This window comes from Prevotella pectinovora (assembly GCF_041323955.1).
Classification (GTDB): domain Bacteria; phylum Bacteroidota; class Bacteroidia; order Bacteroidales; family Bacteroidaceae; genus Prevotella; species Prevotella pectinovora.
Map to the genome: position 1 here is coordinate 370,821 of NZ_JBGLIV010000001.1, position 25,507 is coordinate 396,327.

General features: G+C 41.2%; 19 protein-coding genes and 1 pseudogene. 3 read left to right on the plus strand and 17 right to left on the minus strand.

Annotated features, from left to right (window positions below):
- Window positions 1–227: 227 nt before the first annotated feature.
- From ACDC99_RS01490 to ACDC99_RS01555, 14 genes and pseudogenes are all read right to left on the minus strand, one after another.
- Window positions 228–1,112 carry an IS3 family transposase gene (locus tag ACDC99_RS01490; protein WP_042517742.1) on the minus strand — a complete coding sequence of 295 codons (885 nt, stop codon included), beginning with the start codon at window positions 1,110–1,112 and terminating at the stop codon, window positions 228–230.
- A gap of 32 nt (window positions 1,113–1,144) precedes the next feature.
- Window positions 1,145–1,585, minus strand: a complete 441-nt coding sequence (locus ACDC99_RS01495) for a hypothetical protein (protein WP_052484576.1) — start codon at window positions 1,583–1,585, stop codon at window positions 1,145–1,147.
- A 105-nt stretch (window positions 1,586–1,690) separates the two neighbouring features.
- Window positions 1,691–2,395 (minus strand): hypothetical protein, encoded by a 705-nt coding sequence (locus tag ACDC99_RS01500; protein ID WP_370755514.1) that lies wholly within the window; start codon window positions 2,393–2,395, stop codon window positions 1,691–1,693.
- A 472-nt stretch (window positions 2,396–2,867) separates the two neighbouring features.
- A complete protein-coding gene (locus tag ACDC99_RS01505; protein WP_370755516.1) occupies window positions 2,868–4,544 on the minus strand; it encodes a hypothetical protein in 1,677 nt (558 codons plus the stop codon).
- Entirely contained in the window at window positions 4,522–6,228 is a 1,707-nt protein-coding gene (locus ACDC99_RS01510; protein ID WP_370755517.1) for a hypothetical protein, read from the minus strand. Before ACDC99_RS01510 ends, ACDC99_RS01505 begins: the two co-directional genes overlap by 23 nt.
- Window positions 6,225–8,351, minus strand: coding sequence for a hypothetical protein (locus ACDC99_RS01515; protein WP_370755519.1), 2,127 nt, complete (start codon window positions 8,349–8,351; stop codon window positions 6,225–6,227). Before ACDC99_RS01515 ends, ACDC99_RS01510 begins: the two co-directional genes overlap by 4 nt.
- The gene (locus ACDC99_RS01520) at window positions 8,348–8,998 is read right to left on the minus strand and encodes a transposase (protein ID WP_370755521.1); all 651 of its coding nucleotides are present in this window, start codon (window positions 8,996–8,998) and stop codon (window positions 8,348–8,350) included. Before ACDC99_RS01520 ends, ACDC99_RS01515 begins: the two co-directional genes overlap by 4 nt.
- A 128-nt stretch (window positions 8,999–9,126) precedes the next feature.
- On the minus strand, window positions 9,127–10,380 hold the full coding sequence (locus tag ACDC99_RS01525) for an ATP-binding protein (protein WP_370755522.1): 1,254 nt from the start codon (window positions 10,378–10,380) through the stop codon (window positions 9,127–9,129).
- A 361-nt stretch (window positions 10,381–10,741) separates the two neighbouring features.
- A pseudogene (locus ACDC99_RS01530) lies at window positions 10,742–11,391 on the minus strand (transposase).
- 116 nt (window positions 11,392–11,507) lie between these two features.
- Window positions 11,508–12,053, minus strand: coding sequence for a hypothetical protein (locus ACDC99_RS01535; protein ID WP_370755524.1), 546 nt, complete (start codon window positions 12,051–12,053; stop codon window positions 11,508–11,510).
- 38 nt (window positions 12,054–12,091) lie between these two features.
- Entirely contained in the window at window positions 12,092–13,453 is a 1,362-nt protein-coding gene (locus tag ACDC99_RS01540) for an RNA-guided endonuclease TnpB family protein (protein WP_370755526.1), read from the minus strand.
- A gap of 713 nt (window positions 13,454–14,166) precedes the next feature.
- Complete coding sequence (locus ACDC99_RS01545) at window positions 14,167–14,421, minus strand: hypothetical protein (protein ID WP_370755528.1); 255 nt, start codon at window positions 14,419–14,421, stop codon at window positions 14,167–14,169.
- A 17-nt stretch (window positions 14,422–14,438) separates the two neighbouring features.
- Window positions 14,439–15,626: an ATP-binding protein gene (locus ACDC99_RS01550; protein WP_370755530.1), complete on the minus strand. Its 1,188-nt coding sequence runs from the start codon at window positions 15,624–15,626 to the stop codon at window positions 14,439–14,441.
- 376 nt (window positions 15,627–16,002) lie between these two features.
- Window positions 16,003–17,469 carry an AAA family ATPase gene (locus ACDC99_RS01555; protein ID WP_044079407.1) on the minus strand — a complete coding sequence of 489 codons (1,467 nt, stop codon included), beginning with the start codon at window positions 17,467–17,469 and terminating at the stop codon, window positions 16,003–16,005.
- 832 nt (window positions 17,470–18,301) lie between these two features.
- Between ACDC99_RS01555 and ACDC99_RS01560 the strand changes: the two genes are divergently transcribed.
- The 3 genes from ACDC99_RS01560 to ACDC99_RS01570 all read left to right on the plus strand — a co-directional run bounded on the left by ACDC99_RS01560 (window position 18,302) and on the right by ACDC99_RS01570 (window position 22,649).
- The gene (locus tag ACDC99_RS01560) at window positions 18,302–18,646 is read left to right on the plus strand and encodes a type II toxin-antitoxin system RelE/ParE family toxin (protein WP_287624530.1); all 345 of its coding nucleotides are present in this window, start codon (window positions 18,302–18,304) and stop codon (window positions 18,644–18,646) included.
- Between the two features lie 4 nt (window positions 18,647–18,650).
- Entirely contained in the window at window positions 18,651–18,983 is a 333-nt protein-coding gene (locus ACDC99_RS01565) for a helix-turn-helix domain-containing protein (protein ID WP_042519342.1), read from the plus strand.
- A gap of 912 nt (window positions 18,984–19,895) precedes the next feature.
- Window positions 19,896–22,649, plus strand: a complete 2,754-nt coding sequence (locus tag ACDC99_RS01570; RefSeq protein ID WP_370755533.1) for a putative LPS assembly protein LptD — start codon at window positions 19,896–19,898, stop codon at window positions 22,647–22,649.
- Window positions 22,650–22,991: 342 nt separating this feature from the next.
- On the opposite strand, the gene ACDC99_RS01575 is transcribed toward ACDC99_RS01570, so the two are convergent.
- The 3 genes from ACDC99_RS01575 to ACDC99_RS01585 form a co-directional block, all read right to left on the minus strand.
- Window positions 22,992–23,456, minus strand: coding sequence for a MaoC family dehydratase (locus ACDC99_RS01575; protein WP_022317584.1), 465 nt, complete (start codon window positions 23,454–23,456; stop codon window positions 22,992–22,994).
- A gap of 62 nt (window positions 23,457–23,518) precedes the next feature.
- On the minus strand, window positions 23,519–23,914 hold the full coding sequence (locus ACDC99_RS01580; protein WP_288177221.1) for a hypothetical protein: 396 nt from the start codon (window positions 23,912–23,914) through the stop codon (window positions 23,519–23,521).
- 243 nt (window positions 23,915–24,157) lie between these two features.
- Window positions 24,158–25,363: an ISL3 family transposase gene (locus ACDC99_RS01585; RefSeq protein ID WP_042517111.1), complete on the minus strand. Its 1,206-nt coding sequence runs from the start codon at window positions 25,361–25,363 to the stop codon at window positions 24,158–24,160.
- Window positions 25,364–25,507 lie beyond the last annotated feature (144 nt).

A 25,507-nucleotide genomic window follows, 5' to 3' on the forward strand; every position in this document is an offset into this window, starting at 1 on the left:
ACCTTCTCGCATTCCAATTGCAAAGTTAATGATTATTCCTTTGATTAGTGCAAGAAATAAAAATATTTCGTAATTTTGCTGTCAGAAGCCGAAGAGGAAGCGAGCTCTGCTGAGGAGCAACTCGCCAGCAATAGGTTTCTGCATCACACTGAAATAGTGGTATGGGCGTTGTCTTTCGGGGCAGCGCCCATTATTTTAGGAGATGCTGTATGGCTAAGAAAAACCTATCAGCTGCCTGTGGCAGCAGGTCTGTTCCATGGATTGCACCAACACCTTTTTTGTTCTCCAACTTCTGTATGTACCGTTTCGGGAGTCTTGTATCCAATGCTCATATGCGGACGTTCTGTATTATAGAAACGTATGATACGAGTCAGTTCTTCCTTACAATTCTCTATTGACGGTATGCTCATCTTGTAGAGCCATTCTGTTTTGATGATGCCATTGGCGCGTTCTGCAATGGCATTTTCGAGAGGATCACCGCTTTGGGTCATGCTTATCATTATATTATGTGCCTTTAGCTCCTTAACGTATGCAGCACTACAGTACTGGCTTCCTCTATCAGAATGATGGATGAGACGGGATGCTGTTTCATCGTCAATTGTTGCCAGTGCCATACGCAGTGCCTCCAATGGGTATATGGTTTCCAAGGTCGGTCCTACTGCCCATCCCACAATCTTATGAGAATAGGCATCCGTGATAAGCGACAAGTAACACACACCCTCAGTTGTTTCTATGTACGTTATGTCACTGACCCATATTTCGTTAGGTCGCATGGGAACCACATCCTTTATCAAGTTGTCATACTTGTGGTAATGATGACTGGAGTCAGTTGTCTTGTAGTGACGACGTCTTTTCAACTGCACCATCAATCCATTGGCACGGAGCAATTCTATGAACGCATCTCGTCCAGGCATACGATCAGTGGATTCAAACAAGCGTTTGACGATGAGGTATAGTTTGGCACAACCAAGTCCAGGGTTATCCTTACGGTATTCTCTGGCCTTCTCCACTATCATGGTTTCTAAGGCATTATCGACAAAGTCATTGTCTGGATCTTCACGGTTGTAGAACGACTGTCTGCTATAACCAAACAGCCTGCAAAGGGTATTCATCGATGCTGGTGAAGACTCTTCGCGGAGCAGACTTACTGTTTGGTGCCAGATTTTTTTCTTATTGGAATATTGAATCTTTCTTCTGCAAGGTTAATCATTGTGTCGTAGGCATGGGCACGTAGTTTCTCTAGTTCTGCCTCTTTTCTTGCTTTCTTGAGCTCTGCTTTCAATTCTCTGATCTGCTCGTCTTTACTTTTGTTTGCCATAGTGTCATCGTTGTTCTCCTGCAAAGATACTAAACGATTTTCAGAAAGATAACGACCTACCCAAGAAAACAGCACCTGAATGTTGGAAATATGATGTTTCTCAACTAATTCCTCAGGCGTATTCTCGCCTTTAAGGAAATCAAGTGCAGCAAGTACTCGATCTTCTTCATCATGAATGTAGCGAGTGGATTCTACCCATACCCATTCATACTGACCTGTCGCTTCATTTAGGACACGATCTCTTTCACGTTTTACTTTTGTTCTCATACACTTTTGTTTTAGGCATCCAAAAGTGTCAAGTTTTTTTAGGGTAAGTCAGGTGGTAAATTAAGTTTTTTTGCACAAATACAATATTATTGGCGCATTTCACAATCATATTTCTATGTTAACCTCTACCGCAAGGAACTCTGCAATAACGAATTTAACAATATTGCCATTGGGCGATACGCAATATCTATAGCGGCCTTCTTGAATAGTGACCCAGGGGCTAAAATAGGAATACGATCCATCGTCTTCATAACACAACATTACGTGTTCAAAGCCATGACTGCACACTTCTGGCAATAGTTCACCTCTATAAGGGTGGTAAAAATCGTCCCTCTGAGAATCAGACATCTCAGACAACAAATGAATGTCTATACTATAGGGACTATCCCATGCAAGCGTATCATTCTCAAAAGCCAAATGGCCGAATGCCAACTTTCGAAAGACCTTTTCAAATCGTTCCTTCTCAATATCATATAAAAGCACTCCTCCAAAATCTCTTATTTGAGAACTAATTCTCTCTTGTAATTTGGGATTATGCAGAAGGGACTTGCGAGTCTTTTCTCTTTCCACAAGGGTTGGAGAGGCTGTGCCAGCCTTCATGCAGTTAATCATACACGATACGTATTCCTCATCTAAAGAGAAATCATGATTACACTTACAGCAACAAGGGATAACGGGCAAATCTTGAGGGTGAGGCTTATCAAGGAAACATTTGGATGGAACGTGGTCTTCCGTTTCTGTTGGGCAACCGCAGAACGCACAAAAGTGATTTAGCTTGGTATCTCCATAGTATTTCTTGTCTTTTTTCATGTTGTCTTTTATAACTAATAAATACTTAATATTAACTGACTACTGTCATCGGTAAGCCATGAATACACTTGTCAGATACAACACGATCCTTCTACCTCGCTGCCACTTTGAACTCTTGGATTTCATGAATTTCTTTTCATCATGATAGATGACGGTATCAACCCTTTGTGCGGGATCATATTTGTACTCTCTACCAGAGAAAGTGCAGATGGCACGGAGAAATACAGAAAAGGAAATGTGTGGATCAAGATGATGAGAACGGATGAGTGCAGCCTTGATATAGGCGGTTTCATATTCGTTCTATGTCGTTTCTAGATGCTCAGTCTAATCACTTCATCTGCAATATTCTTCACAGAAGGAAATATGCCCTTGTACTCAAAGTCCAGAACTGCTCCGACCCCAACTATAATCGTTACTGCTTCCATCATCGCACCTTTCCTTCAATTTCCTTGTGTCATAGCTTCAAACCGTTCTAATCAACGCAATACGCCCTTCCCAGAAAATCGGGGAACAAGTCTGTTTCATAATACTTATGAGCTAGTACGCGCATAAACTCAAATCCTGCGACATCAGATCTATATGCTATCGAACTGTATTTTTTTGAATAATTCTTATGAAATCCATCAAGAGTATCGGGAAGTTTTATATCAGTCTGAACAGCCATTTCATCATAGAGGCGATGCTCAAAAAGTGTCTGTTCTATATCGAATTCATCCGTAACGGGGAATGCAATCTGCAAATTAACGCCAGACTCCTCAACAGTCTTTTTAAACGGTGTATAAAGCTGCGGTATATTCAAATAAGCAATTAGTTCAAATATTACAGTAAGCAAAAGCGATGATTCGCAGCAATAGTCGTCATCCTTTGCGTAAAGGCTCCTCGCTAAAGCCAATCGATTCCCCGTCATTTCTGGCCACATTTTTTTATCTTGATATCTTTTAGTCATGTTTATAACTACATCCATCAGATATTTTCCGAGAAAATGCACATCTTCCTTATTACCTTTAGATCGGCCATAAATATATAAGAATACCATTTGAATAGGGATAGAATGCGTATCCAATAATGGCATTGTACAAGCGGTGTTCTTTTCTATGACTAATCTCAACGTATCAAGTCTCTTCCTTATTTCTTTCTGTGTTGGACGACCTATTGACTCTGTCAAGAAAAAGAAATAGGTTAAATCCTTCAAAAAATCAAAGCATCTGAGCGGATAGAATATATATTCTGTGTCAGAAGACTCAAATCCATACATACTCTTGTTGAGTCTTGCTACAGACAAAATCTTATTTACATACTCTTCATAAATCTGCACTTGTAGTAATACTAAACTATAAAAATGCTTGATAATTGCAGCTTTTTTCTCTTTCTTTCCTTTAAGAATCCATGCCCATGTTTTCACCAAGATAGTATCTATACAGAATTTTGCAGGTAGAAGGTTATTACAGTCTTTTGAATAAAAATAAATCATAGAGGCTATTAAACGCAGTGTAGCAAACAGATTGATTACAGCTCTCCTCCCCTCTGTCTTCTTACCATCTATTTTCTGGATCTGCAAGTCTATCAATGAAACAATATCTTTGAAATTATTTCCTTCACCATCCAACAAAACAAGAACCTTCTTAAATAACCTGTAACTCTCCTCGTCCGTCAGGAGGGTTTCATCAAACAAATACTCTGAGAAGAGTGTTGTCAATTTGTCCAAATCCCATCTGTCAAAACTCCCTTCTGGAAAATTCTCTTCCACATAATCATTAAGGGTGAGGAGTGCATTCGCTTCTGCATAACCATTATGTACAAAGACATATTTCCTCGGACATTTTGATAACCCTAAGATAGAAGCGTCTCGGTACTTAGTATTCTTAGATGCATTTAATGACTCTATTATGCCATCTCTTGCAGATAGAGTCCTATCGGTAATATCTTTAGCACTGAACCCCTTAAGTTCAAAAAGGAAAAGAGTGTCCACCCCGTCAACATTCTTAGCTGCTACCACATCTCTACCATATTGGGGTTGGCCTTTAGACTGTTTTGGAGTTAACAAAATCCTATAGCCCATCTGCTTCAAGAGCAGTGGGAAAATATAGTCTAACTCATTGTCCTCTTTTAGGGTGGCTATATATTGCTTAATTATTTCTTGTTTTAACATCCCAATCTTCAATAACTTTATTTATCCAGTCCTCCTGTTCCATCGGTGTCATGGATTGCACCAGTTGTCTAGAAGGCATTGAGAACTTAATGTGCGCCAAATGATGTACCACTCCATTCTCATCACGCCAACCACCGCCTCTGGCAAGAACAACATTCTTTGCAATATCTTTCAAAATGTTTTTGTGTCCCTTTTCCGCTTCTCTCATCTGTTCCTTCATGTGCACCTTCTGCAATCGCATCGTTTCTTGAAACTCAGACATGTGGCTATATCTGGGTGACAATTCTTTCATGCTTCGTCTCTTTTCCAGTGCATTCGCTCTTCGTTCATAGTATTGCTTAATGACATCTACATACTTACTCTCCTGTTTCAGCTTATTTAAGGCATTAATAACATGCCCCATATAGTCATCCAAATATGGCCCCAATTGCCCCATAAGTATATTTCTCACACGCTCATATTTACTATCAATGAGTGGAAGTAATTTGGGCAAACGAGTCTCTGGATTCCCATAGTCCTGAAGCATACTAATAACAAACAGACATTGATATTCTTCAGGCAAATCTTTTTGCGCATCAAAACTCGAGGACTCCAAATGAAAATCGTCCCAAAGTCTTCGTCCCACAATACGGTACATGCCCTTTGGGTGCATCACAAATGACAATACCATATTCTGAAAATAGTCATTGTGTTCATGCAAACTTCTAAGACATCCTTCCATTCTTAATATATCGGTAGGTTGGAGGTTCTCAGCTATACAGACAAAGATTTTAGTTAGCAACTCAGGGTCTTTCGCATGAATCCCAATAGAACTATCTATTGCATCAAGTGATGCCTCTTTCTTCTCTCCCCTTAGAGCTTTTATCAACGACAAAACGCACTCCTCTTCAAATGTAGTTACCTTCTGCTCCAGGAACATCCAATTGCACAAAGGAGTCACATAGGGTGTTGTATCGCCATTTATTAAATCAATGATAACCTCTTCACATTTACCCTTTCTTTTTTCATTTAACTTACCGTGTATAAAGAGGAAGAATGCCATTGCTGAGGTCGAAGTGAACGAAGGAAGATTTATCGCTGTATCGAATGCCTTGTTCACCTCATGCTGCTTCAATGAATTCGCTTTTACAAAGGCCAGCGCGAAAAGCTCTTTATTATCCTCGGGCGGATATTCAGCATAATAGCGTTCGAAATTGTTCTCCATCAGACCTGCCATAATGCTCACTCGATATTGCGGTAATAAAGACATTAAAGTAACGGCTTCATCGTAATATGTGTTACCATATATTTGTGTGGCCCAGCTCATTAGCCCGTCAATGCCATCTTCCTTTCCTTCAAAGGATTGTATCACCCGTACCATAAAATCAGGATCCCATCCTGCTATGCCGGCAATAAGATGGAACGACCACGCCCATCTCCAAACATGATCTTTTTCAGTAAAGACAATATTTCCATCTTTCTTTACCGCGATAAAAGCCAAAGACACGGCAAAATAATAGCCAGCACCATCATGCCTCAAACCTAATGGTTTGATGATCCCCTCATGCTTGGCCCAATATGATGGTGACTCGCTGAACTCAAATTCACCAACATCTGCTTTTTCATTCAAGAAACAAACGACCTTGGTAAGCTCCTCTTGAGAATTCGGTATTATATTACGTCCGTTAAACATTACTTCTTTCATTTAGCAACTTCCTCTTCCTCAATGATATTCGTTACTTTATCCAACTCATATTTATTTCCACTATAATCACACATCACTTTCAGCAGACATGTATTTCCATAATCCTTTGGAGCATATACTTTTATTGTTTGCACAAGTTGAACATCATAAGGCGGTTTAATATTATCAATATTACTATATAGATGGTTATTCGCATCAATCTCTGTATAGCTACCTCCTATAAACGCAGTCTCAACAATCTCAATAAAAGGAACTTCAGATCCTCTCAATATCCATATGCTATTGGTAAAACCTGCCATCCCAAGGCTCAGAATCTTATGCCCATTATACATACGATTATCACCATCAACTGTTATCTTGTCCCTGAATTCATATAGTTCCAGCGCGTTTCCTATCTCAACAATAACATAGTCCTCCGGCAATTCTAGCCTATCAATCGCCTCTAGCAGGTCTTTCTGGTTTATACTGTAGCTAATAGAATACGGCATCATCGAAAAATCAGCTCGAAGGTATTCATTGAGCATCCTGAAATTCAGCTCATGTACCAAACTGCCCCCAAAGTTACCGAGTTCCTTCTTAGAACCTTTTGTGATAAATGGCTTTTCAATTCTGTTTGTTACTCTGATGGGCGTAGATGTGGTATTAAACTGTGTCTCATCCAGTACCTCATCGTCCACCTTCATCGGTATTGGGCAATACCTGTTAGCATTATGCACAATCATTTCGTCCCTTATCACCTTCGCTTTATGTTCATCAACCTCATCACGCGAATCTATCTCAATTATTTTCTGCTTTAGAATAACTATATACTCATCGAGTTTACTCTTGACTACATTAACATCAGGTACATTACTAAATCCGAATTCAGTTACCAGTCCATTATTATACCAGCGCTCAACGTTTTTCTTCATCCACTCTACTCTGTTAATCATTCTTTCGTTATTTTCAACAAACTCTTCATCCGCTGCTGGCAAAATAAAAGGATCGGAATAATTGATATTATAATCGTTATAAGTCCATAGCCTGATAATAAGGAGTGCCAGATACTGATATGTATAGCCCGCAATAACATCATCTATCTTAGCTCCTTCTTCTAATCCCAAATACTGATAATTCTTGTATAATCCGAAAGGCTTTTCGTTTAATTCATCAACGAGCCATACCATTTCAAAAATCCTTCCTAATGTACCGGGGATTAGTTCAAACTTTTCCGGCTGTGATTGACTGAAACGCATGATGTGCGTCAGCCAATCATATCGTTTGAAGTAGATAAGCAAACCGCCCATCATCACATGATATCGGTAAAACTTTTTGAGGTTGTTGTCGCCCAATGGAGTTCTTCCGTTTAATTTGTAAAACCTATAGTATTGGTCTGCATAAGTCCAGTAATTTCTGAACCAACCTGTATTACCAGCCTTGGCTGCTCTGTTCACCATCTCCCATGTCTTTTGCAATGTGTCTGACGACAAGCCTCCTTCCGAACCATGGTTATAAACAGTAGCCAATATACCAATATAGTTGTATCTATCATCGAATAAAGTCGGATCTCCAACACGTTTTGCAACTTTCGACAAGATATCATATAATTCTGATGAGTATTCCACTGGCTTATCTTTGGGGGCTTTTTGTTGCTCTTCATAAAACAGAGATGCTATTTCTGAAAGACTATTCACATGCAACATGAAATCATCCGTCTTAGCTGCAAACTTTGCCAAATCAAGCAGAGCATCAGCATCCCTCTTCTTCGCATTTTTCTTTAGCAACCGGAGCAAATTCTTAGGTGAATAATAGTCAATGATTTGCTGTACAAGAAGAACCACGTCTATCATTAATAAGAGTATAAGGAAAACGGCAGCAGACACAACTCCATATTTCCACCATTCGTTATCAACGCATTCTAGTACGTAAGCTAATATACCAACACAAGCAATGCAGACAATGATAAGAAAATTAAATGCCTTAAACTGCCAACGTTTTCGTAAATCAGTAGATAGGACAGACGAAGTGTATTTCTGGTCAATCCTCTCAATGGCTTGCAATATGAGCGGATATGCCATACCAAACACTGCAGCAAATACAGTAATGGTCAGCGTATATGTATGATATAGGAAATCGAATTTCATTTGATTGTATCTTTGGGGCAACGACAACAACACGTGTCTATTGGCATCGTTGCCTTTGATTCATTATTTATTATCTTTTTTTTCTCCTCTGTCTTTACAACCTTTTGGTTCTTATTCGTTGTATTCCTTGCTCTATGGCTGAATCTTCGATTGTCGTTATTGATTGTTATATTGGGGGTTATGTTCATCTTAAGTTCATTGTCAATTTTTTCCAAAGTCACGCCCAATTTTCCTATCTCCCCTTTCAATTCGTTATTGATCGTTATCAGTGAATCCATCTTGACTTCAGTAGAATTCAGGTTCTCATTCATCTCTGATTCCACTACCATCTTATTACGTTTTATGAAGGTTGTAAGGCATATAAGTAAGGGTAAGCATCCTGCCAACAACCAGCCATACGCTTTGAGATTTTGGAAAGCGATGACACATGCTGTTTTAACCTTGGTAAAGATAGATATATTTTCTTCAGGCCTTTCTACATAGCTAATGAAGATGTTATTTACATCATCCTTATTTACCCAGTCTTGCAATAGGGCTGGTGGCAGCCCATATTTCGTTGCTATTTCTTCAAGAGACAGGTCTCCTTTCTTATATTCTTCAACGACTTTTTTCTTGAACTCTTCTGTATATCTGGTTTTAGAAGCCATATCTTTTTATTCCATAAAAGTCTGTAGATCTGTTAATCAGTAATTCCGTAACTCCCACAAAGTGTGTTCCGTACTTCCGTCTATCCGTAGCTCCGTAATTCCATGCTTCCAGCATCCTTTAGATGTCCTCACACCCACATCAGCCACTTCCACACCGGTACCACAGGTATTCCCTCCTCTGTGCCCTCCTCATCATACGTAATCAGCAGGCACTTCCAATCCTCGTGCGCCTTGGCATATTTCGCCAATGGTGGCACCTCCCTGTTGTAAGTGGTCTCATCCTTGATGCTATAGGACACCTGTATGGCCAACTTCTCTTCAGACACTATGAAGTCTATTTCCTTCTCAGCGTTTAGGAAAAACACATTCTCCTTGCCAAATCGTCTGCACAACTCCACCGCTACCATGTTCTCCAGTAATGATGTCTCTGAGTTCATCAGAAACAGGTTCAGCAAGCCGTTATCGATAAAGTAATACTTCTTCTGAGTCTCTTTCTCCGTCAGCTTTCCAACCTCATTCTCCATGGGCAATATAAGCCAACTGTCAGCGGCATACCCCGCATAGTCAATCGCAGTAGGCACACTAATGGGCGACCCCGTTGCCACAATCACATTCTTCAGCCTGTTATACGACAGAGGTTGCTTCACGCTCTCTGCCATCTTCTTAATCAAGATGTTCAGCACCCTGTCGTTCTTAATGTTGTTTCGCGCACAGATGTCACCAAGGTAGATTTTCTGGTAAAGACTTGAAAGCATTGCCCTTTTGTTCTTAAACGACAGGATTTCTGGCAGACCGCCGTAATAGAGGTATTCATTCAAATGCCGCTTCACCTCACTTCTTTGGATAGTGTCATACTCCCAATGCTCCTTCAGTTCTACCTGCTGTGCTGCCAGATACTCTTTGAATGAATATGGGTATGCATCATAGATAAAGAACCGTCCGCCCAGCGTAGTTGCCACCTCTTTGCTCAGCATCTTCGCATTGCTGCCCGTCACATACACCCTGTATTTCGCATCAGCCAATCTCCGCACGAACTTATCCCAGTGAGGAATGTTCTGCACCTCGTCCAGAAACACCACCGGCTTCTTACCATACAGTTCCAGGTGGGCTTCCAGCAGACTGTTGAAGTCCTCCGTCTGGAATTCCGCCAGACGCTCATCCTCAAAGTCCACAAACAGAATCTCGTCCCATCCCTTTCCTGCTGCCTGCAACTGACGCACACGCTGATACAACAGGTACGACTTACCCGCATGTCTCACGCCAACTATCACATAATTGCCATTCTCTTCAAAGTCAGTGGGACGGTTCACAATCACCGCCTCATCCACTTCGCGCTGCTTACTGATCAGGCACTGTTTGATGACATCTTTACTGATACTCATATAAATTATATTTAATAAGAGTTGTATGATTTTATAAAGTTTGGCTTACAAAGTAAGGTATTTTCTATAAAACAGAATTAATAAACTCTGATTTTTTACTATATTTTCACACTTTTTTATCACAATCTATGAGTTTTTGCCATTCTTGGTCTGGGTTTACCTATTGTATTGTGTCAAATATGTCTGTCAGATACGAAACGATTCTTCTTCCACGTTGCCACTTTGAACTCTTGGATGTCTGAGATCGGGATAAGCGACAGTCGTTTTTCTTGCTATGCCAGATTTCCGATAGGTGCATATTACATTTGCCCTCCAAACAATATGGATGGCAAAATGCAGAATTGTAAAGTCTAAATGAAGTTTACTTTATAACAACAAGCTGTCCGTCAACATTCTCTATGCAATAGTCAATGTTGATGGATGGCTTCTTTTCAAAGAAGCTATACGCAGCCAAAACAGAAAGGACATTCATTACGAAATTGAACACGCTACGATGTCTTGAATGTACAAGTTGTGCAACATTCTTAAGTTCGTCATTGATGGTTTCTATGACAGATCTTTTGCGCAACAGAATCTTGTCATACAATGGCATGAGCTTGTTTTTCATATTGCATTTCAAGCCAATGACAATTTCTATACCGTCGTTAAACAATCTCTCAAACAAGCCATGCGAAATATATCCTTTGTCTGCGAATAATTTTCCGAACACATTATCACTCAATCAGTTAAAAACATCTGTATTTCTATCGTCAACATTCGCTTTGGGAACAAGTCGTGCAGGTGCACCTTGACATAAAAGAGGTAATAATGCTTGAAGTTGCGGAAAGTATTGAAATGAAAGCAGATGAGTATTGTCATGATTTCCGACCGGCTCATAGTACATTTCCGATTGCGGTGCTTACGCCCGTCAGGCTCACAAATGGACATGCGGGCAATCTCTTTATCATATTCTTGGCAAAAATCATCGATAATACAGAAAATTTCAGTAATTTTGTCCTTGGTAATCTCCATAACTATAGTATCCTTTTACTTTATAACTAATTGATTTACAACCATAAAGGTACTAAAAATTATTGAGATTACCAACTTTTATAAAGACTTTCTTATCCCGAACTAAGGTAATTAGATTACTTTTTCACATTCTTTTGAGGCTTTTCTTTTCTCATAACCTCTGCATTATGCTTATCCTGAAAAGATATTTCTACACAATGCTTGTCGTCTGAAATCTCCAATGAAACCAAGCCTTTGGAGCTTTTATAATATGTTGCACACATAGGAAGTTTCCCATATTTTAAAGTTTCTTCAAAAGGTTCATCGAGGATTTCTGTAGGTTTGCCATATATGCAATTAAACTTTTCACGACAATCAAGATATTGTTCATACAAATCCATGAATTGACCTTTTTTGAAAAATATATCTATAAGATATACTGTCTTAGACTTATTGCTATTATAAATACGCAGCCATACATCTTTTCCAAGATATTTTCCTTTCAATTCGACACCGACTTCATTTTCTTGTGTCTTCTCTGTAAATCCTTTAGCCTTTAACTTTGCCATCATTGCTTCCCTCGTTCCTGTGATAGGAATGCCCATGAAAGTTAAATGCGTTTGTGCTGAAATGTTGCAACAAAACAGCAATAACAATGTCATTAATAAAACTACTTTCTTCATATTTTCTTATAGTTTGACAAATTATTTATCGTATAGGATTATTTTACTACATCTTTAGACTTTGCAATATTTATAGCTGCATTCATATCTGCATCCTGTGCTTGATTATAACAAGTACATTCAGGGTTGGTACAAATAAAAGTGTCACGTTCTATTCTATTTCCACGTTGTCCACAGACATGACAAGTCTGGCTGGTATATGCAGGATTTATGTATTTCACTTGAATACCAACCATTGCAGCCTTATATTCTATATCTTTTTGTAGCTCGAAATAAGACCATCGCCCAAGAAGGCGTTTGTGATTGTCCTCAACTTCTCCTTCTTGATCTTTTCCAAATCCTTTTAGGCTTTCCATTTGTATGCACTCAACTTTCCACCGAGATGCCAAATTTACAATTTCCCTGCTTATACGATGATTTTCAGTCTGCACCCAATTTCTTTCTTTGCCTCTAAGTGTTTCGGTTGCTTTTGTCTTGTGCTTTCTTCCATGACCACCTTGTGTAAGTTGTGAACGTTGTAATTCACGAAATCTTCTACGAAAGACATCACGTTGCTTCTGAAAGGCTTCACCATTGCCAATACGACTTCTTTCAGGTCCATCATTCACAGCTACGTAAGCAGGATTTACAACACCGAGGTCTACGCCCATAACTTTTCCTTTGACAGGGGTTGTCTCTGTTGCAGGAATATCAACTGTGACAAGTAGAAAAAGTTTTTTATCCTTAAGCTGCATCTTTGCAGCAACACATAATTTGTATCTCTTTGTCTTGATGCAATTGTCTATAATGGCACGATTGTTACTTTTGTCACGGCCAAAGTTGAGTCTAAAACGTGTATCTTCAAACCATGGTAGATAATAATTATCACCATCACAAACAATAGCATGTTTCTTTTCGATACTAAAAGGAACTGGCATTCCCCTTTTGTATGTTGTCAAACTCCTTTCTCCCCGAAATTGCTCTTTCTTTGTATCGTTAAAGTGTTTATAGACATCTTGTTTAAGAGTATTTAAAATGTCTGATGGTATATTTTTAGCATAGACGCAATTCGTCACAGCACGGTAGGCGAATGTCTGTGGATGCTTTGGAGCCATTCCATTCTTGATAGATACAAGTTCTGCATCTATATTTTCCATGCGCTTCTTTAAGTTTTCCTTCTCTGCATCTGTTGTAGATTTAAGGGACAACTTGGATTGACATTTAACGTATTCATCATTCTGTAGTCTCATCAATGATAACAGATTGTCTAATCCATACAATTGGCTTACAAGGAGATTTGCCACCTTGTATAAATTCTTGTCAAAGCTATAAAATGCACCATAGCATTTTTTATTTGACTCGTCATGAGTTAATCCTTCTATATCAGGAATAATCTCTATTTTTCTTGTAATTTTAGACATGTTTATTTAGAATCAATTGACGAATGATAAAGTTCTGCTTTATAGCCAAAAAGTCCTTTCCATTTTAACAACTATAGTTGAATGTAGCTTTTGTTTTTAGATGATTTACATCAAAAAAACATGATAACAACAACACAACAACAGTTGAATGTACCTTTCTTTTATAGATGATTTACATCCGGCAACTTGACTTCTTTTATAATTCCACAGTTGAATGTACCTTTCTTTTATAGATGATTTACATCCCGACTGCCCAACATCATCTATCTGCTCTCGTTGAATGTACCTTTCTTTTATAGATGATTTACATCTGATAACAACACTTCTTGAGGTTTCCTCCAGTTGAATGTACCTTTCTTTTATAGATGATTTACATCCTATCCAATTGAAATAGTCTTTCATATAACTATTTAAGGTACTTACCGAGTGGAATAATCCCTCAGCATAAGGGTCTCCAACAACCCCGTTGAATATTTAAATCCAAAGATTATCATATTTCAAGACTTCACAATTATGTTTGCAAACGCTTTGATTGCGAATGCGCAGCAAAGTTACTAAAAATCAATAAGAATAAAGACATTATTTGTTATCGGTTTCGTAAAAACTGAAATTTTAGTCTAATTATGTCATTATAATGACCAAAACATCAGACAATATGTCAAATCCATAGTCCATAATACGGCGGAATAACAAATGGGGGTTCTACAGGAGGCTCAACCGGAGGTACGACAGGAGGTTCTACTAGTGGTGGCACAATTCCATCGAGTGGTGAAATTGATGGCTAAACAAACTTTGTTATATTTTTCAGATTCCATTAAGTGTATATTATTGTGATAGCACTTAATGGGATTTTTTGTTGTTACAGCAAAGTCTATGTCGCCCAAGATAGGTGTCGCATCATAGTCTTGAAAGAATTCTTGGCGAATTTTATTCTTTACTTCCTCTTCACGTATTTTATTTGTTGCCATAATTATTTGTCATTAAGTTATTCGAATAGTTTTCTTAGATCCATGTTCAAGAAAACTTCTGGTAAGATACCTTTCTCGCCTACGATAAATGTTGCCGACGGATGGAATAGATTGCGGAAACGCTCTAAGCCCTTGGTATAAGCCTCTCCATTACTTTTTACTTCTATAGCAATAATCTTCCGATTCTTCTTGAGGATGAAGTCAACCTCGTCGTTGCCTTCTCGCCAGTAGAACACTTCAAAACGATGGATAAAAGCTTCGCTTAATATGTAGGCTCCTATGGCTGATTCAAAGAATTGTCCCCATTGCTTACTATCAGAAACGGCTTCTTGAAATGTTAAACCTAATTGAGAACTCAATAAGGCATTGTTGTACACTTGGTATTTAGGAATGCTGGCACGTTTGCGGGCTACATCTATAGAGAATTTCTGTAGTCCCGTGACAAGTCCGCTATCGCTCAAAAGATTTAGATAGCCTGCCAATGTAACTGTGTTGCCAGCATCTTGCAATATTCCCAGCATTTTTGTTAGAGAAAGTATCTTACCCGAATAAGCTACGCTCAATTCGAAAGTTTGACGAAGCAGAGCAGGCTTCCCTATTGGAGAATCCATCAAGATGTCCTTGTTTATAGTAGCATCAATGATGGCTCCGCTAACATAGTTCTTCCAACGTTCTTCGTCACCAATAAGCATGGCAGCTCCCGGGTAGCCTCCAAAATAGATGTATTGTTCAATAGTCATTCCAAAGGCTTCTTTCATTTCTGGATAGCTCCAATGGCTCATTCTGATTTCCTCATATCGTCCCATGAGAGATTCTGCCAATCCTTTTTCTAATAACACCCTTGACGAGCCTAATAATGCCACTTTGATGTTGATGTGATTTATACTATCAGCGTCCCATTCTTTCTTTACATATTCACTCCAGTTTTTAAGTTTTTGTATCTCGTCAATAACCAAGATCATTTCTTCAAGTCCTTGTGTGCGCATTTGAAGACGCGCATTATTCCAGCAATCGCTAATCCAAGTGGAAGATGTTGAAGGAATGGTGTCGGCAGAATAGAAAAGAAACGGTTTACTTAAATCATCCAATACTTGCTTGATAACGGTAGATTTTCCAATCTGTCGTGGTCCCATGATTACTTGGATGAACATTCTTTGTTCACCTAATCTCTTGATGATGGTATCATATATCTTTCTTTTGTACATGGTCTGTTGTTTATAGATGATGATGTGATATGTATAGTCTTGCTATATTTAATGGGGGCTTTCAAGTTGTTTTACTCAGCATAATGAATAATTTTACTCAGTCGACTGAGTAATTTTACTCAACGGACTGAGTAAAATCCCATCTTTCGATGGCAAATATAGGACTTTTATCTGAAATAACCGCATCTGGTATGTATATTTTACCTGTTGGCGGAATTAATTTAGTGCATACTTAATTCTGCCAATGGGCTTATCGTTAATGAAGTTTACGTATTAGTTCTCTTATTACAAATATTGCAGAAGAGTATTGTAACTTTCGCCATCATCTATAAGTTTGGTGGCTACAAAGAAAAAGGAAGTAAAAGAGGTAGAAACCTCAAGAATGGGACACTAAGAATAAGTCGTTTCCTATTACTTGCCTATTTATCTTTCTTGCATACATATTATTATATAGCCCATATGGCGTAATGAAGGTTGGAATGAGAGTTTTTGTTGTCTTCGTCACCTTCTTAAACACATTTAAACGGTGTGCCAGGTGGGTATCGTATGCCTTGCTGATTTCATATTCCCCATTACAATACTTCATTTCGCAGACAGAAATCGATCTATCAGAACGGTCTATCAGTAAGTCTATTTGCGTTCCATGTTTCAAATCTTCGTCAGTCTCCTCATCTGCCATGACTTTTGCAGTAGGACGATAAGACCATGAACAAGGAGTGTTGATGCTACCGTCTATGCCCAAAGCCTTGACTATTTCGTTGATGTGGTGAAGACATACGATTTCAAAGGCATGACCACACCATGACTCATACTCAGCAGTGGTCTGCATCTTGACCCAATAGTTATCGAGGAATGAACCCTTGTTGTGCATGAATTTGAAATAAAACAGGCAGAATGGGTCTGTCAGCTGATACATCATATCTTTCTTCGACTTGCCGAATGGGGTGTAGCTTCGGATGAAATCACATTGCTCTAACTCCTTAAGTATCAGACTAAACCTTCCATTGTTAGCCAATCCTGTAGCATCTAACAAGTCAAGTCGAGTCATACCCTTTCCCTTATTCTTTAGGGCAGTAACTATGGCAAGATGATTGTCGGCTTTCTTAAAAAGCGAATTGAACAGACGGTCAAACTCTTCGGAGAGTTCTCCGCCACGTGTGAAACAAAGTTGCTGAATATTTTGCGCTACGCTTTTGTTGTTCTCGAAAAGAGACAGGTAATAAGCCACACCGCCCATCGCCATATAACACTCTATGATTTCAGGTCGCTCATAATAGAAACCTTGCGATTTAAAATACTCTTCAACCTCATGCAGTTTGAATGGCGAGAGCAGAATATTGTGAGTAATGCGATTGTGTAGTCCTCCTCGTGAATTGATAACATGATTAAGCATCCAGGTGGTAGCACTTCCGCAAGCTATCAGTTTGATATCGCTACGGTAGGAAGCCCAATCGTTCCAAAAATGTTCTAAGGCGCTGATAAAGTTGGATGCATAAGTGTCGAACCAAGGGAGTTCATCGAAGAAGATGATTTTAGTTCCGTTAGGCATCTTTTCCAATGCTTTCTGAAGAAGTCGAAAGGCTTCCGACCAATTGGTAGCATCTGTATCTATGCCTAACTGGTCGTTAAGTGCGAAGCTGAAACTTGCAAGCTGTTCCTTGGTAGTTACATTGTCTTTGCCAGTTACACGGAATGCAAACTGATTTTCAAACAGTTCTTTCACAAGAAAAGTCTTGCCTACACGTCGTCTACCATAGATAGCAATAAATTCAGATTTACGACTTGAAATATAGTTTTCAAGCTTTTCTATCTCAAGTTCTCTGCCTATAATATTCTCCTTCATATCTATTTCATATTAATGGAACATGTCGCAAAGTTACAGAAAACACGAGATTACGACAACTTTTAAGCAAGAAATCTGTCGTAATCTCACTTTTTTCATTGAGATTACGACAGGTTTTGATGATAAAAGCCCAAATTAAAGACTTTAAAATAGGAAACAAGGCATTAGTGTCCAATAAAAATTGGACACTAATGTTCTCTGACTTGGAAGTAGTGGCATTATCCCTGTCGGCATTAAGGGCAGAATTGATGCCAGACGGCTGCTTAATAAGTTCATGTCACAATAACCATATTTCAGTTTTAACCTAAATCGGCCATTAGGGCTTGCTTGGATTTTGGTATTTTAGAAGAGTGGATTTAGTTTGTCTTACCCGTTGGCGGAATTAATTTAAGTTGGTCGATATGAGCAAAAGTTGCCCATATCGCTGATTCTTAGTAAAAACGAGAATTTCTGAAAAACTGTCAGATTGTCTGTTTTTTTTGTCGTAATATTCTGTCAATCAGATAGTTGCCTGCCAGGCAATTGTCAGCCTATTGTCTGGATGGTTTGCTGATGAAAAGAGAAGGTTCGTTGGAATGCCATTTTGCAGGAGCCAGAAATGACAGACGTATGGAGACGAGTGGAAGCACGTAAGGAGAAATTTTCACATCCATATTTTCTCCCCTATTTTTGAATTTCCAAATTTAGGGAAATAAAAGAGTGAATAAGTTGCGTTTCTGATACTATCAAATCGTGAGAGTGTTAAAGATGAGGTCTGATTTGATGAAAAACCGAATTTCTGTATCGTAGTTTGGAAACAAAGCGTTATCTTTGTACTATAATTCAAAACAAAATGGGCATCAACAAGCTAAAAGTGGTGTTGACAGAAGAAGCACAAGCCTTTTTGGATGCGCAACCATTCAAAGCTCAGCAGAAGATATACTACAACATCTTCAAGGTTGAGGAAGGAGTGATGAAAGTTGACATCTTCAAGAAACTGGAGAATACCGAGATATGGGAGTTTCGCACTCTCTACAATGGTATCTGCTACAGGCTTTTCTCCTTTTGGGATACTGAGGAAGAGACTTTGGTTATTGCCACACATGGCATAGTCAAGAAAACTCAGAAGACACCACTAAAGAAAATTGCCAAAGCAGAAGAGATAAGAAAAGAGTACTTTAATAATAAAAAGAAATAGCATTATGGCACAGATGAAATTGATACCAGCAGACAATATGAAAGATAAACTTTGGGGTAAAAGAGGTACACCAGAGCGCGAAGCCATGGAAGCCAAGCTCAAAGAGGATGTAAACGCCTATATTGTTGGCGAAGCCATACGCAAGGCTCGATTGGCACAAAACCTCACGCAAGAACAGCTTGGTGAACGTATCGGTGTGCAGCGTGCTCAAATTTCAAAGTTGGAGAAAGGTACAAGTGTTATCACATTGCCAACCATGAGTCGTGTATTCCAAGCTTTGGGTATCGCAACGGCAACCCTTGATTTGGGTGTTGCAGGAAAGATTGCATTGTGGTAAAATGGAAAAGATAAAGAAACTTCGGTTATGTAACCTTTTGCTTATGCCAATTGCCTTGTTGGTATTGCTGACAAGTATACAAATGGAAGCGTGTGGAAGTAAATTCAATTGTTTTGGGCAAGCAGCGTGCCCAACATGGGCAAGGTGCTTGCCCTTGGTGAGTAAGCTGCTTGCCCCTGATGGGCAGAATTGATGCCAGGCGGCTGCCCAAATAAGTGCATGTCGCAATAACCATATTTCAGTTTAACCTAAATCGGTCTGTAGGCTTGCTTGGATTTGCTTTTACAACAGAATGTGGATTTAGTTTGTCTTATATATGCAACGCAGTAATCATGGATGAAACATAGACTTGCAATGGATGAAGCATAGACTTGTAATGGATAAAACATAGACTTGTGATGGATGAAATAATGACCTCAGATTTCCCCCACGCCGTGGGGAACGGAACCCCCTAATGTGGGGATGTCTTCCCCCTGGCGTGGGGGGAAATATGGGATGCCGGAAGGCATGATACTTCTATGATACTTTTATGATACTTTTCTGTAAAATATCCAGAAAAGTATCATCGGGTTAAGTCTTTAGTCTATAGCATTTTAGGAGCTTGGCGGCGGCGGATAATGATACTATGTAGGCGCATCCGCAATTCTTTGTGTATACGGCTCAAAAAAATCGTCCAAGTTATTATTTTACCGTCACCAAACGTTAAATAAAGCATAAAAGGTCAGGCGGATAAGCGATATTATGCGTAAAAAGAGTAATTTTGCATTCTGTATTCATTCCTGTGGGAATTACGACAACCGGTTTATTAACTAAGACGACATCGCATAATACGATAAGGTGAGAAAGAAATCCACTATATTCTTATTGCTTTTCGCCTTTCTCTTTATATTGGCAGGCGCCGAGACGCCACTGATGAGAAAAGACAAAAAGCATGCTGAAACAAAAGACTCTACAGTCCTTGCCGACACGCTGGGACCCGACACACTATTGTCTGACTCCGCATCCGGCGAGCCGGACACTACGCTCATGGACTCCATGCAGCTCGCAATCTACAAACACAACAAGATGGTGGACGACTCCATCCGTCTCGACAGCATGAACAGGGCAAAGTCTACAGGCGTCGATGCGCCAGTGAAATTCTCTGCCCAAGACTCCATGGTCTACAGAGCATCCGACAAACTCGCCTTCCTCTATGGCAGCTCCAACGTGGTGTATCAGAACATGGACCTCTCGAGTGCCGACATCACGATGAACATGGACAGCAGTCTCGTGCGAGCCACAGGAGTGAAAGACACTATCGGAGATCTGCAGGGACGACCAGTGTTCAAGATGGGCGACACACAGTATGACAGCGACACTATAGCCTTCAACTTCAAGACGAAGAAAGGCTTCATCAATAATGTATACACCGCCCAGGAAGACGGATTCCTCACCAGTCAGCGCTCCAAGCGCAACGAGAAAGGCGAGCTCTTTCTGGAGCACGGCCGCTATACCACCTGCGACGCCGAGCATCCCGACTTCTATATCGCCCTGTCGAGAGCCAAGGTGCGCCCCGGCAAGGACGTGGTGTTCGGTCCGGCATACCTCGTGGTGGCAGATGTGCCGCTGCCTCTTGCCATCCCCTATGGTTTCTTTCCCTTCACCAAGAGCTATTCCAGCGGATTCATAATGCCGTCGTATGGTGATGAGAGCGCCCGCGGATTCTATCTGAAAGACGGAGGATACTATTTCGCCATGAGCGACAAATGGGATCTGAAGCTCCTCGGCGAGATATATACCAAGGGCTCATGGGGAGTGTCGGCGGCAAGCAACTACCGCAAGAGATACAAATACAGCGGCAGCTTCTACTTCAGCTATCAGGACACCAAGAACGGTGACAAGGGCATGCCCGACTTCACAGAGCAGGAGAGTTTCAAGATACAGTGGAACCACCGTCAGGACCCCAAGGCAAACCCCTTCAGCACACTCTCGGCGAGTGTCAACTTCGCCACGTCGAGCTATGAGCGCAACAACCTGAACAGCATGTATAACCCGCAGTCGATGACCCAGAGCACGAGAACATCATCCGTGAGCTGGAGCACCACATTCTCAAGTCTGGGCATGACGATAAGCGGAACCACTAACCTCAGCCAGAACATGAGAGACTCCACCGTGGCAATCACGCTGCCAGACCTCAACATCTCGGTGAGCCGCTTCTATCCGTTCAAGCGCAAGCGCATGGTGGGCAAGGAGCGCTGGTATGAGAAGATCTCGATGAGCTATACCGGTAGTCTCAGAAACTCCATCGACACGAAGGAGGACATGATAATGAAGTCGAATCTCGTGAAAGACTGGCGCAACGGCATGCAGCACAGCATTCCAATCAATGCCAACTTCACGCTCTTCAACTATATCAACATCAACCCGTCGATAAACTTCACCGACCGCATGTATACCAACAAGGTGATGCAGAGCTGGGACGAGCAGAGCCAGACCGCCGTGAGGGATACCACCTACGGATTCTACAACGTATACAACTGGTCGATGAGCGTGAGCGCATCAACGAAGCTCTATGGATTCTGGGTGCCGAACAAGAAAATCTTCGGCGACAAGATACAGGCCATACGCCACGTCATCACGCCACAGGTGTCATACAACTACGCTCCAGACTTCAGTTCAAGCCGATACGGATATTACGAAACCTATCAGAAGACCGACGCTCAGGGCAACGTGACGCTCGAACAGTATTCGCCATTCTCAGGTTCGCTCTTCGGAGTGCCGGGAAAGGGCAGGACGGGAAGCATCGCCATGTCGCTCTCAAACAATATCGAGATGAAGGTGAAGTCAGACAAAGACTCCACGGGATTCAAGAAACTGAGCATCATAGACGAGCTGGGAGCCAACATGTCGTATAATATGGCGGCGAAAGAGAAGAAGTGGAGCGATCTGACGATGAACATCCGACTGAAGTGGTGGAAGAACTATACGTTCAACATGACCGCCGTGTTTGCCACCTATGCCTATGAGCTTGATGCCAACGGCCGGCCGTACGTGGGCAACCACACGGAGTGGGGCAAGGGACGCTTCGGACGCTTCCAGGGAATGTCGCAGAACATCTCATATACCCTGAATCCCGAAAAGATAAGGAAACTCTTCGGCGGAGGCAAGGATGAGGACAAAAACAAGAAGAAAACGGACGACGATGACGACGACACGGGAGTGGAGACCAACGTGGACGACGACATGATGAAGGCGCAGAACGGTGCCAAGAAGCAGACCAGCCGAGCCGAGACCGACGAGAACGGATATATGAAGTTCTCCATGCCGTGGTCGATAACCTTCGGCTATGGCATCACGATGAGGGAGAACACCGCCGGCAAGTTCAACACCAAGACGATGCGCTATCCGTACAAGTTCACCCAGAACCTGAACTTCAGCGGAAACATACGCATCAGCGACGGATGGAACATCAGCTTCTCTTCCGGCTACGACTTCGAGGAGCACGACATGTCAATGACCACAGCTTCGCTGCAGCGCGACCTCCACTGCTTCAGCATGAGCTGCTCCGTGGTGCTGGCGCCATACACGTCATACAACTTCTCCTTCCGTTGCAACGCCGCAACGCTGACCGACGCTCTGAAATATGACAAGCGCAGCGGTTACAGCAACGCTGTGGAGTGGTATTAACCCCAAAATATCAGATCGTCAAATTTATTTTCAGACAAGCCCCGATGACTGATTGGGTATTAAACCCAAATCGGTCATTAGGCCGTTTAATGTATAATTTTAATAACTGCTTGCAGTCTTTTGCTTTTTATAAGGCGTCTTTTGCTCGTTTTTAATTCGCAATAGCCCGCTATTACTCATTAAAAGCCAAACAAAATCCACTCTTCTAAAAAACAAAATCCATGCAAGCCCTAATGACCGATTTGGGTTAAACACCAAGCCCTGACCACCGCATATTGAGACACTTTCTCAATCATCCCGGTAGTCAGGGCTTGTTCTGTGTTGTTCTGTTTCTCTTTCGTATTACTCAAAGTAATACAAGAATGTGGCAACGCCTTCGAGAGCCTTCTTGCCAGTCTCCTTGATTTCGATGCGGAATTTGATTTCAGCCTTTGTCACACCGCGCAGGTTGGCGATAGACTGCAGGTCGGTTACGAGGCGGATGCTCTCGCCAGACTTCACTGCCTGTCCGAATTTCATCTTGTCCATACCGTAGTTCACCATCATCTTCAGGTTGTTCACCTCGATGATCTGGTTCCAGAGATATGGAAGCATGGATAGAGTGAGATAGCCGTGGGCGATGGTAGTCTTGTATGGACTCTCCTCCTTGGCCTTCGCCGTGTCCACATGAATCCACTGATGGTCGAGCGTAGCGTCGGCAAACATGTTGATGCGCTCCTGAGAGAGCTCCACATAGTCAGAAGTTCCGAGGTTCTTGCCCAGATAGGCAGCGAACTCGTCGTAGTTGTTGATGATCAGTTTTGCCATTTTCTTGATGTATTTATTGTTTATATGTGTGTTATTTCCTTACGGATGCTGTCTCCGCATTCCTATTGTTTGTAGTCGTTTTTCGTGATGTTTGTCTCGAAGAGTTTCTTTCCCGGATGCTTTGTTGAGTGGAATGTATACATGAAGTTGTAGCCCGCCTCTTTGTATGGCCTCACCGAAGTGGTGCCACGCAGTGCCTTAATCATATCCTCCTTGATTTCAGAGTTTGCTATTGCCGTGGTGTCGGCAGGTCCCTTCACCGAGAGATAGTAGTGTAGCGTGAGCGTCTGTTTGTCAAACGTCATGCTGTCGGTCACTATAGCCTCGTTGATCTGCACGGGGCAGTTCTTCTCCGTGTATTCCTTCGCCTCCCTTGCCGCACGGTCTTCCAGACTCTCCTGACATGCCGACAGAGCCAATGCAGCAGCGGCAAGCATTATTGTTTTTCTTGTTGTCATATATATGCGCTGTTATAAGTCGTATCGTTTCGTTGCAGTCTGGGTTGGATGCCACACCTTATTATAAATTATATATATGGTTTCATTATATAAGTATATATAGCTTCGTGGCGATGTTCCTGCATCATCCGGCTGCGATGCAAAGGTACAAATAATATCTGAATAACAGGCATTTGTCACCGATGTTACAAAGCTGTAACACATGCTTAACGGTATTTTAATACCATTTTATGGGTTCTTCCGTTAAATGCGTAGACGCTTGTCGTGTAGAGCGTATAGCTTTAACGTGAAGAATTCATCATTTCTGAATCCATACATTTGTCTTTTCAGCACTTTAATCTTGTTGTTTATACCTTCAGTAGGGCCATTTGATATCGGGTAGTCATACCATGCAAGTATATATGGCTTGTAGGCCCGCAAGGTAGCAGCCATTTTGACCAATGGCTGTATTTTTGAATCCATGGCCTGCCGCACCCATTCGTTTAGCACCAATTCTGCATCATCCTTGTTGGTTTGGTTCCATATTTCCCTCAAGTCTTCTTTCAGGTAATATGCAATCATCAACGGTTCATTCAAGTTCAGCACATTGTCAAGTCTTGTCTTGTATTTTGCGTCAAAGATGTCGTTGCCGTTTCTCAGCAATATCCAGCGCGTGCCCTTGATTACCTTACGCTTGTTAACGTCTTTCTCAGCATGCCACAACTGGCGGCGCAACTGGTCTATCCTTTCATTCATGAGCTTTACCACATGAAAATGATCCACGACAAGAGAGGCATTGGGGAGATTTGCCGTTACCGCCCCCGTATAAGCAGACGACAAGTCTGTGCATACGGCTTTTATGTCATTCTTTCTGTCTCCGAGCTTGTTCCAGAATTCCTCAAGCGAAGCCTTGCCGTTACCGTCACCTACAAAGACAATCCGCCCGGTTTCCAAGTCTACGACTATCGTCTTGTAAACTTGTCCCTTGTGGGTAGCGAACTCGTCTATGGATATGTATCTGAGGTTTGAAAGGTCAGGGCTGCCATACTCCTTTTGCAGGAACTCCATCTGTATGTTCCGCACCATGTCCCAAGATACATCCAGGAACCATGCAATGTCCTGTATAGTTGCAAAGCGCGACAAGTCTATAACCATATTGGCGAAAGCGGTCGTATGCCTGCGCTTGCCTTTTGCGAAATCGACATCCTCGTTCTTTATGCAGCCACAATCAGAACATTTGACACGTTGGATCTTCATCTCGACGAAAGTCTTTGAACAACCTATCGGCACGCTCACAAAGCGTCTGGCCGTGAAACCATTACGGACTACATTATGGCTTCCACACTCCGGACAGCAAAGTTTGTCTGATGGAGTTTGGATATTCAAAACTATTTTATTACTTTCGCAACGCATATCCAAACATTCTTGCAAGGATATGCCAAAAGCTTTATGCATTATGCTGGCATTCATTTATCATTGAGTTTGGTCACTACAAAGATAGATGATGCCAGCTTTATTTTTATCATAATATAAAATTTTTTTTTCTATCTATGCATTTAACGGAAGAACCATTTTATGGATGGTACGATGGATTTGGACTACTTTTGCAAACAT

Excerpts from the sequence above, each read along its gene's own strand:
- ACDC99_RS01490 (WP_042517742.1), bottom strand. The coding sequence starts at position 1,112 with ATGAATACCCTTTGCAGGCTGTTTGGTTATAGCAGACAGTCGTTCTAC.
- ACDC99_RS01495 (WP_052484576.1), bottom strand. The coding sequence starts at position 1,585 with ATGAGAACAAAAGTAAAACGTGAAAGAGATCGTGTCCTAAATGAAGCG.
- ACDC99_RS01500 (WP_370755514.1), bottom strand. The coding sequence starts at position 2,395 with ATGAAAAAAGACAAGAAATACTATGGAGATACCAAGCTAAATCACTTT.
- ACDC99_RS01505 (WP_370755516.1), bottom strand. The coding sequence starts at position 4,544 with ATGTTAAAACAAGAAATAATTAAGCAATATATAGCCACCCTAAAAGAG.
- ACDC99_RS01510 (WP_370755517.1), bottom strand. The coding sequence starts at position 6,228 with ATGAAAGAAGTAATGTTTAACGGACGTAATATAATACCGAATTCTCAA.
- ACDC99_RS01515 (WP_370755519.1), bottom strand. The coding sequence starts at position 8,351 with ATGAAATTCGATTTCCTATATCATACATATACGCTGACCATTACTGTA.
- ACDC99_RS01520 (WP_370755521.1), bottom strand. The coding sequence starts at position 8,998 with ATGGCTTCTAAAACCAGATATACAGAAGAGTTCAAGAAAAAAGTCGTT.
- ACDC99_RS01525 (WP_370755522.1), bottom strand. The coding sequence starts at position 10,380 with ATGAGTATCAGTAAAGATGTCATCAAACAGTGCCTGATCAGTAAGCAG.
- ACDC99_RS01535 (WP_370755524.1), bottom strand. The coding sequence starts at position 12,053 with ATGAAGAAAGTAGTTTTATTAATGACATTGTTATTGCTGTTTTGTTGC.
- ACDC99_RS01540 (WP_370755526.1), bottom strand. The coding sequence starts at position 13,453 with ATGTCTAAAATTACAAGAAAAATAGAGATTATTCCTGATATAGAAGGA.
- ACDC99_RS01545 (WP_370755528.1), bottom strand. The coding sequence starts at position 14,421 with ATGGCAACAAATAAAATACGTGAAGAGGAAGTAAAGAATAAAATTCGC.
- ACDC99_RS01550 (WP_370755530.1), bottom strand. The coding sequence starts at position 15,626 with ATGTACAAAAGAAAGATATATGATACCATCATCAAGAGATTAGGTGAA.
- ACDC99_RS01555 (WP_044079407.1), bottom strand. The coding sequence starts at position 17,469 with ATGAAGGAGAATATTATAGGCAGAGAACTTGAGATAGAAAAGCTTGAA.
- ACDC99_RS01560 (WP_287624530.1), top strand. The coding sequence starts at position 18,302 with ATGGGCATCAACAAGCTAAAAGTGGTGTTGACAGAAGAAGCACAAGCC.
- ACDC99_RS01565 (WP_042519342.1), top strand. The coding sequence starts at position 18,651 with ATGGCACAGATGAAATTGATACCAGCAGACAATATGAAAGATAAACTT.
- ACDC99_RS01570 (WP_370755533.1), top strand. The coding sequence starts at position 19,896 with ATGAGAAAAGACAAAAAGCATGCTGAAACAAAAGACTCTACAGTCCTT.
- ACDC99_RS01575 (WP_022317584.1), bottom strand. The coding sequence starts at position 23,456 with ATGGCAAAACTGATCATCAACAACTACGACGAGTTCGCTGCCTATCTG.
- ACDC99_RS01580 (WP_288177221.1), bottom strand. The coding sequence starts at position 23,914 with ATGACAACAAGAAAAACAATAATGCTTGCCGCTGCTGCATTGGCTCTG.
- ACDC99_RS01585 (WP_042517111.1), bottom strand. The coding sequence starts at position 25,363 with ATGAATGCCAGCATAATGCATAAAGCTTTTGGCATATCCTTGCAAGAA.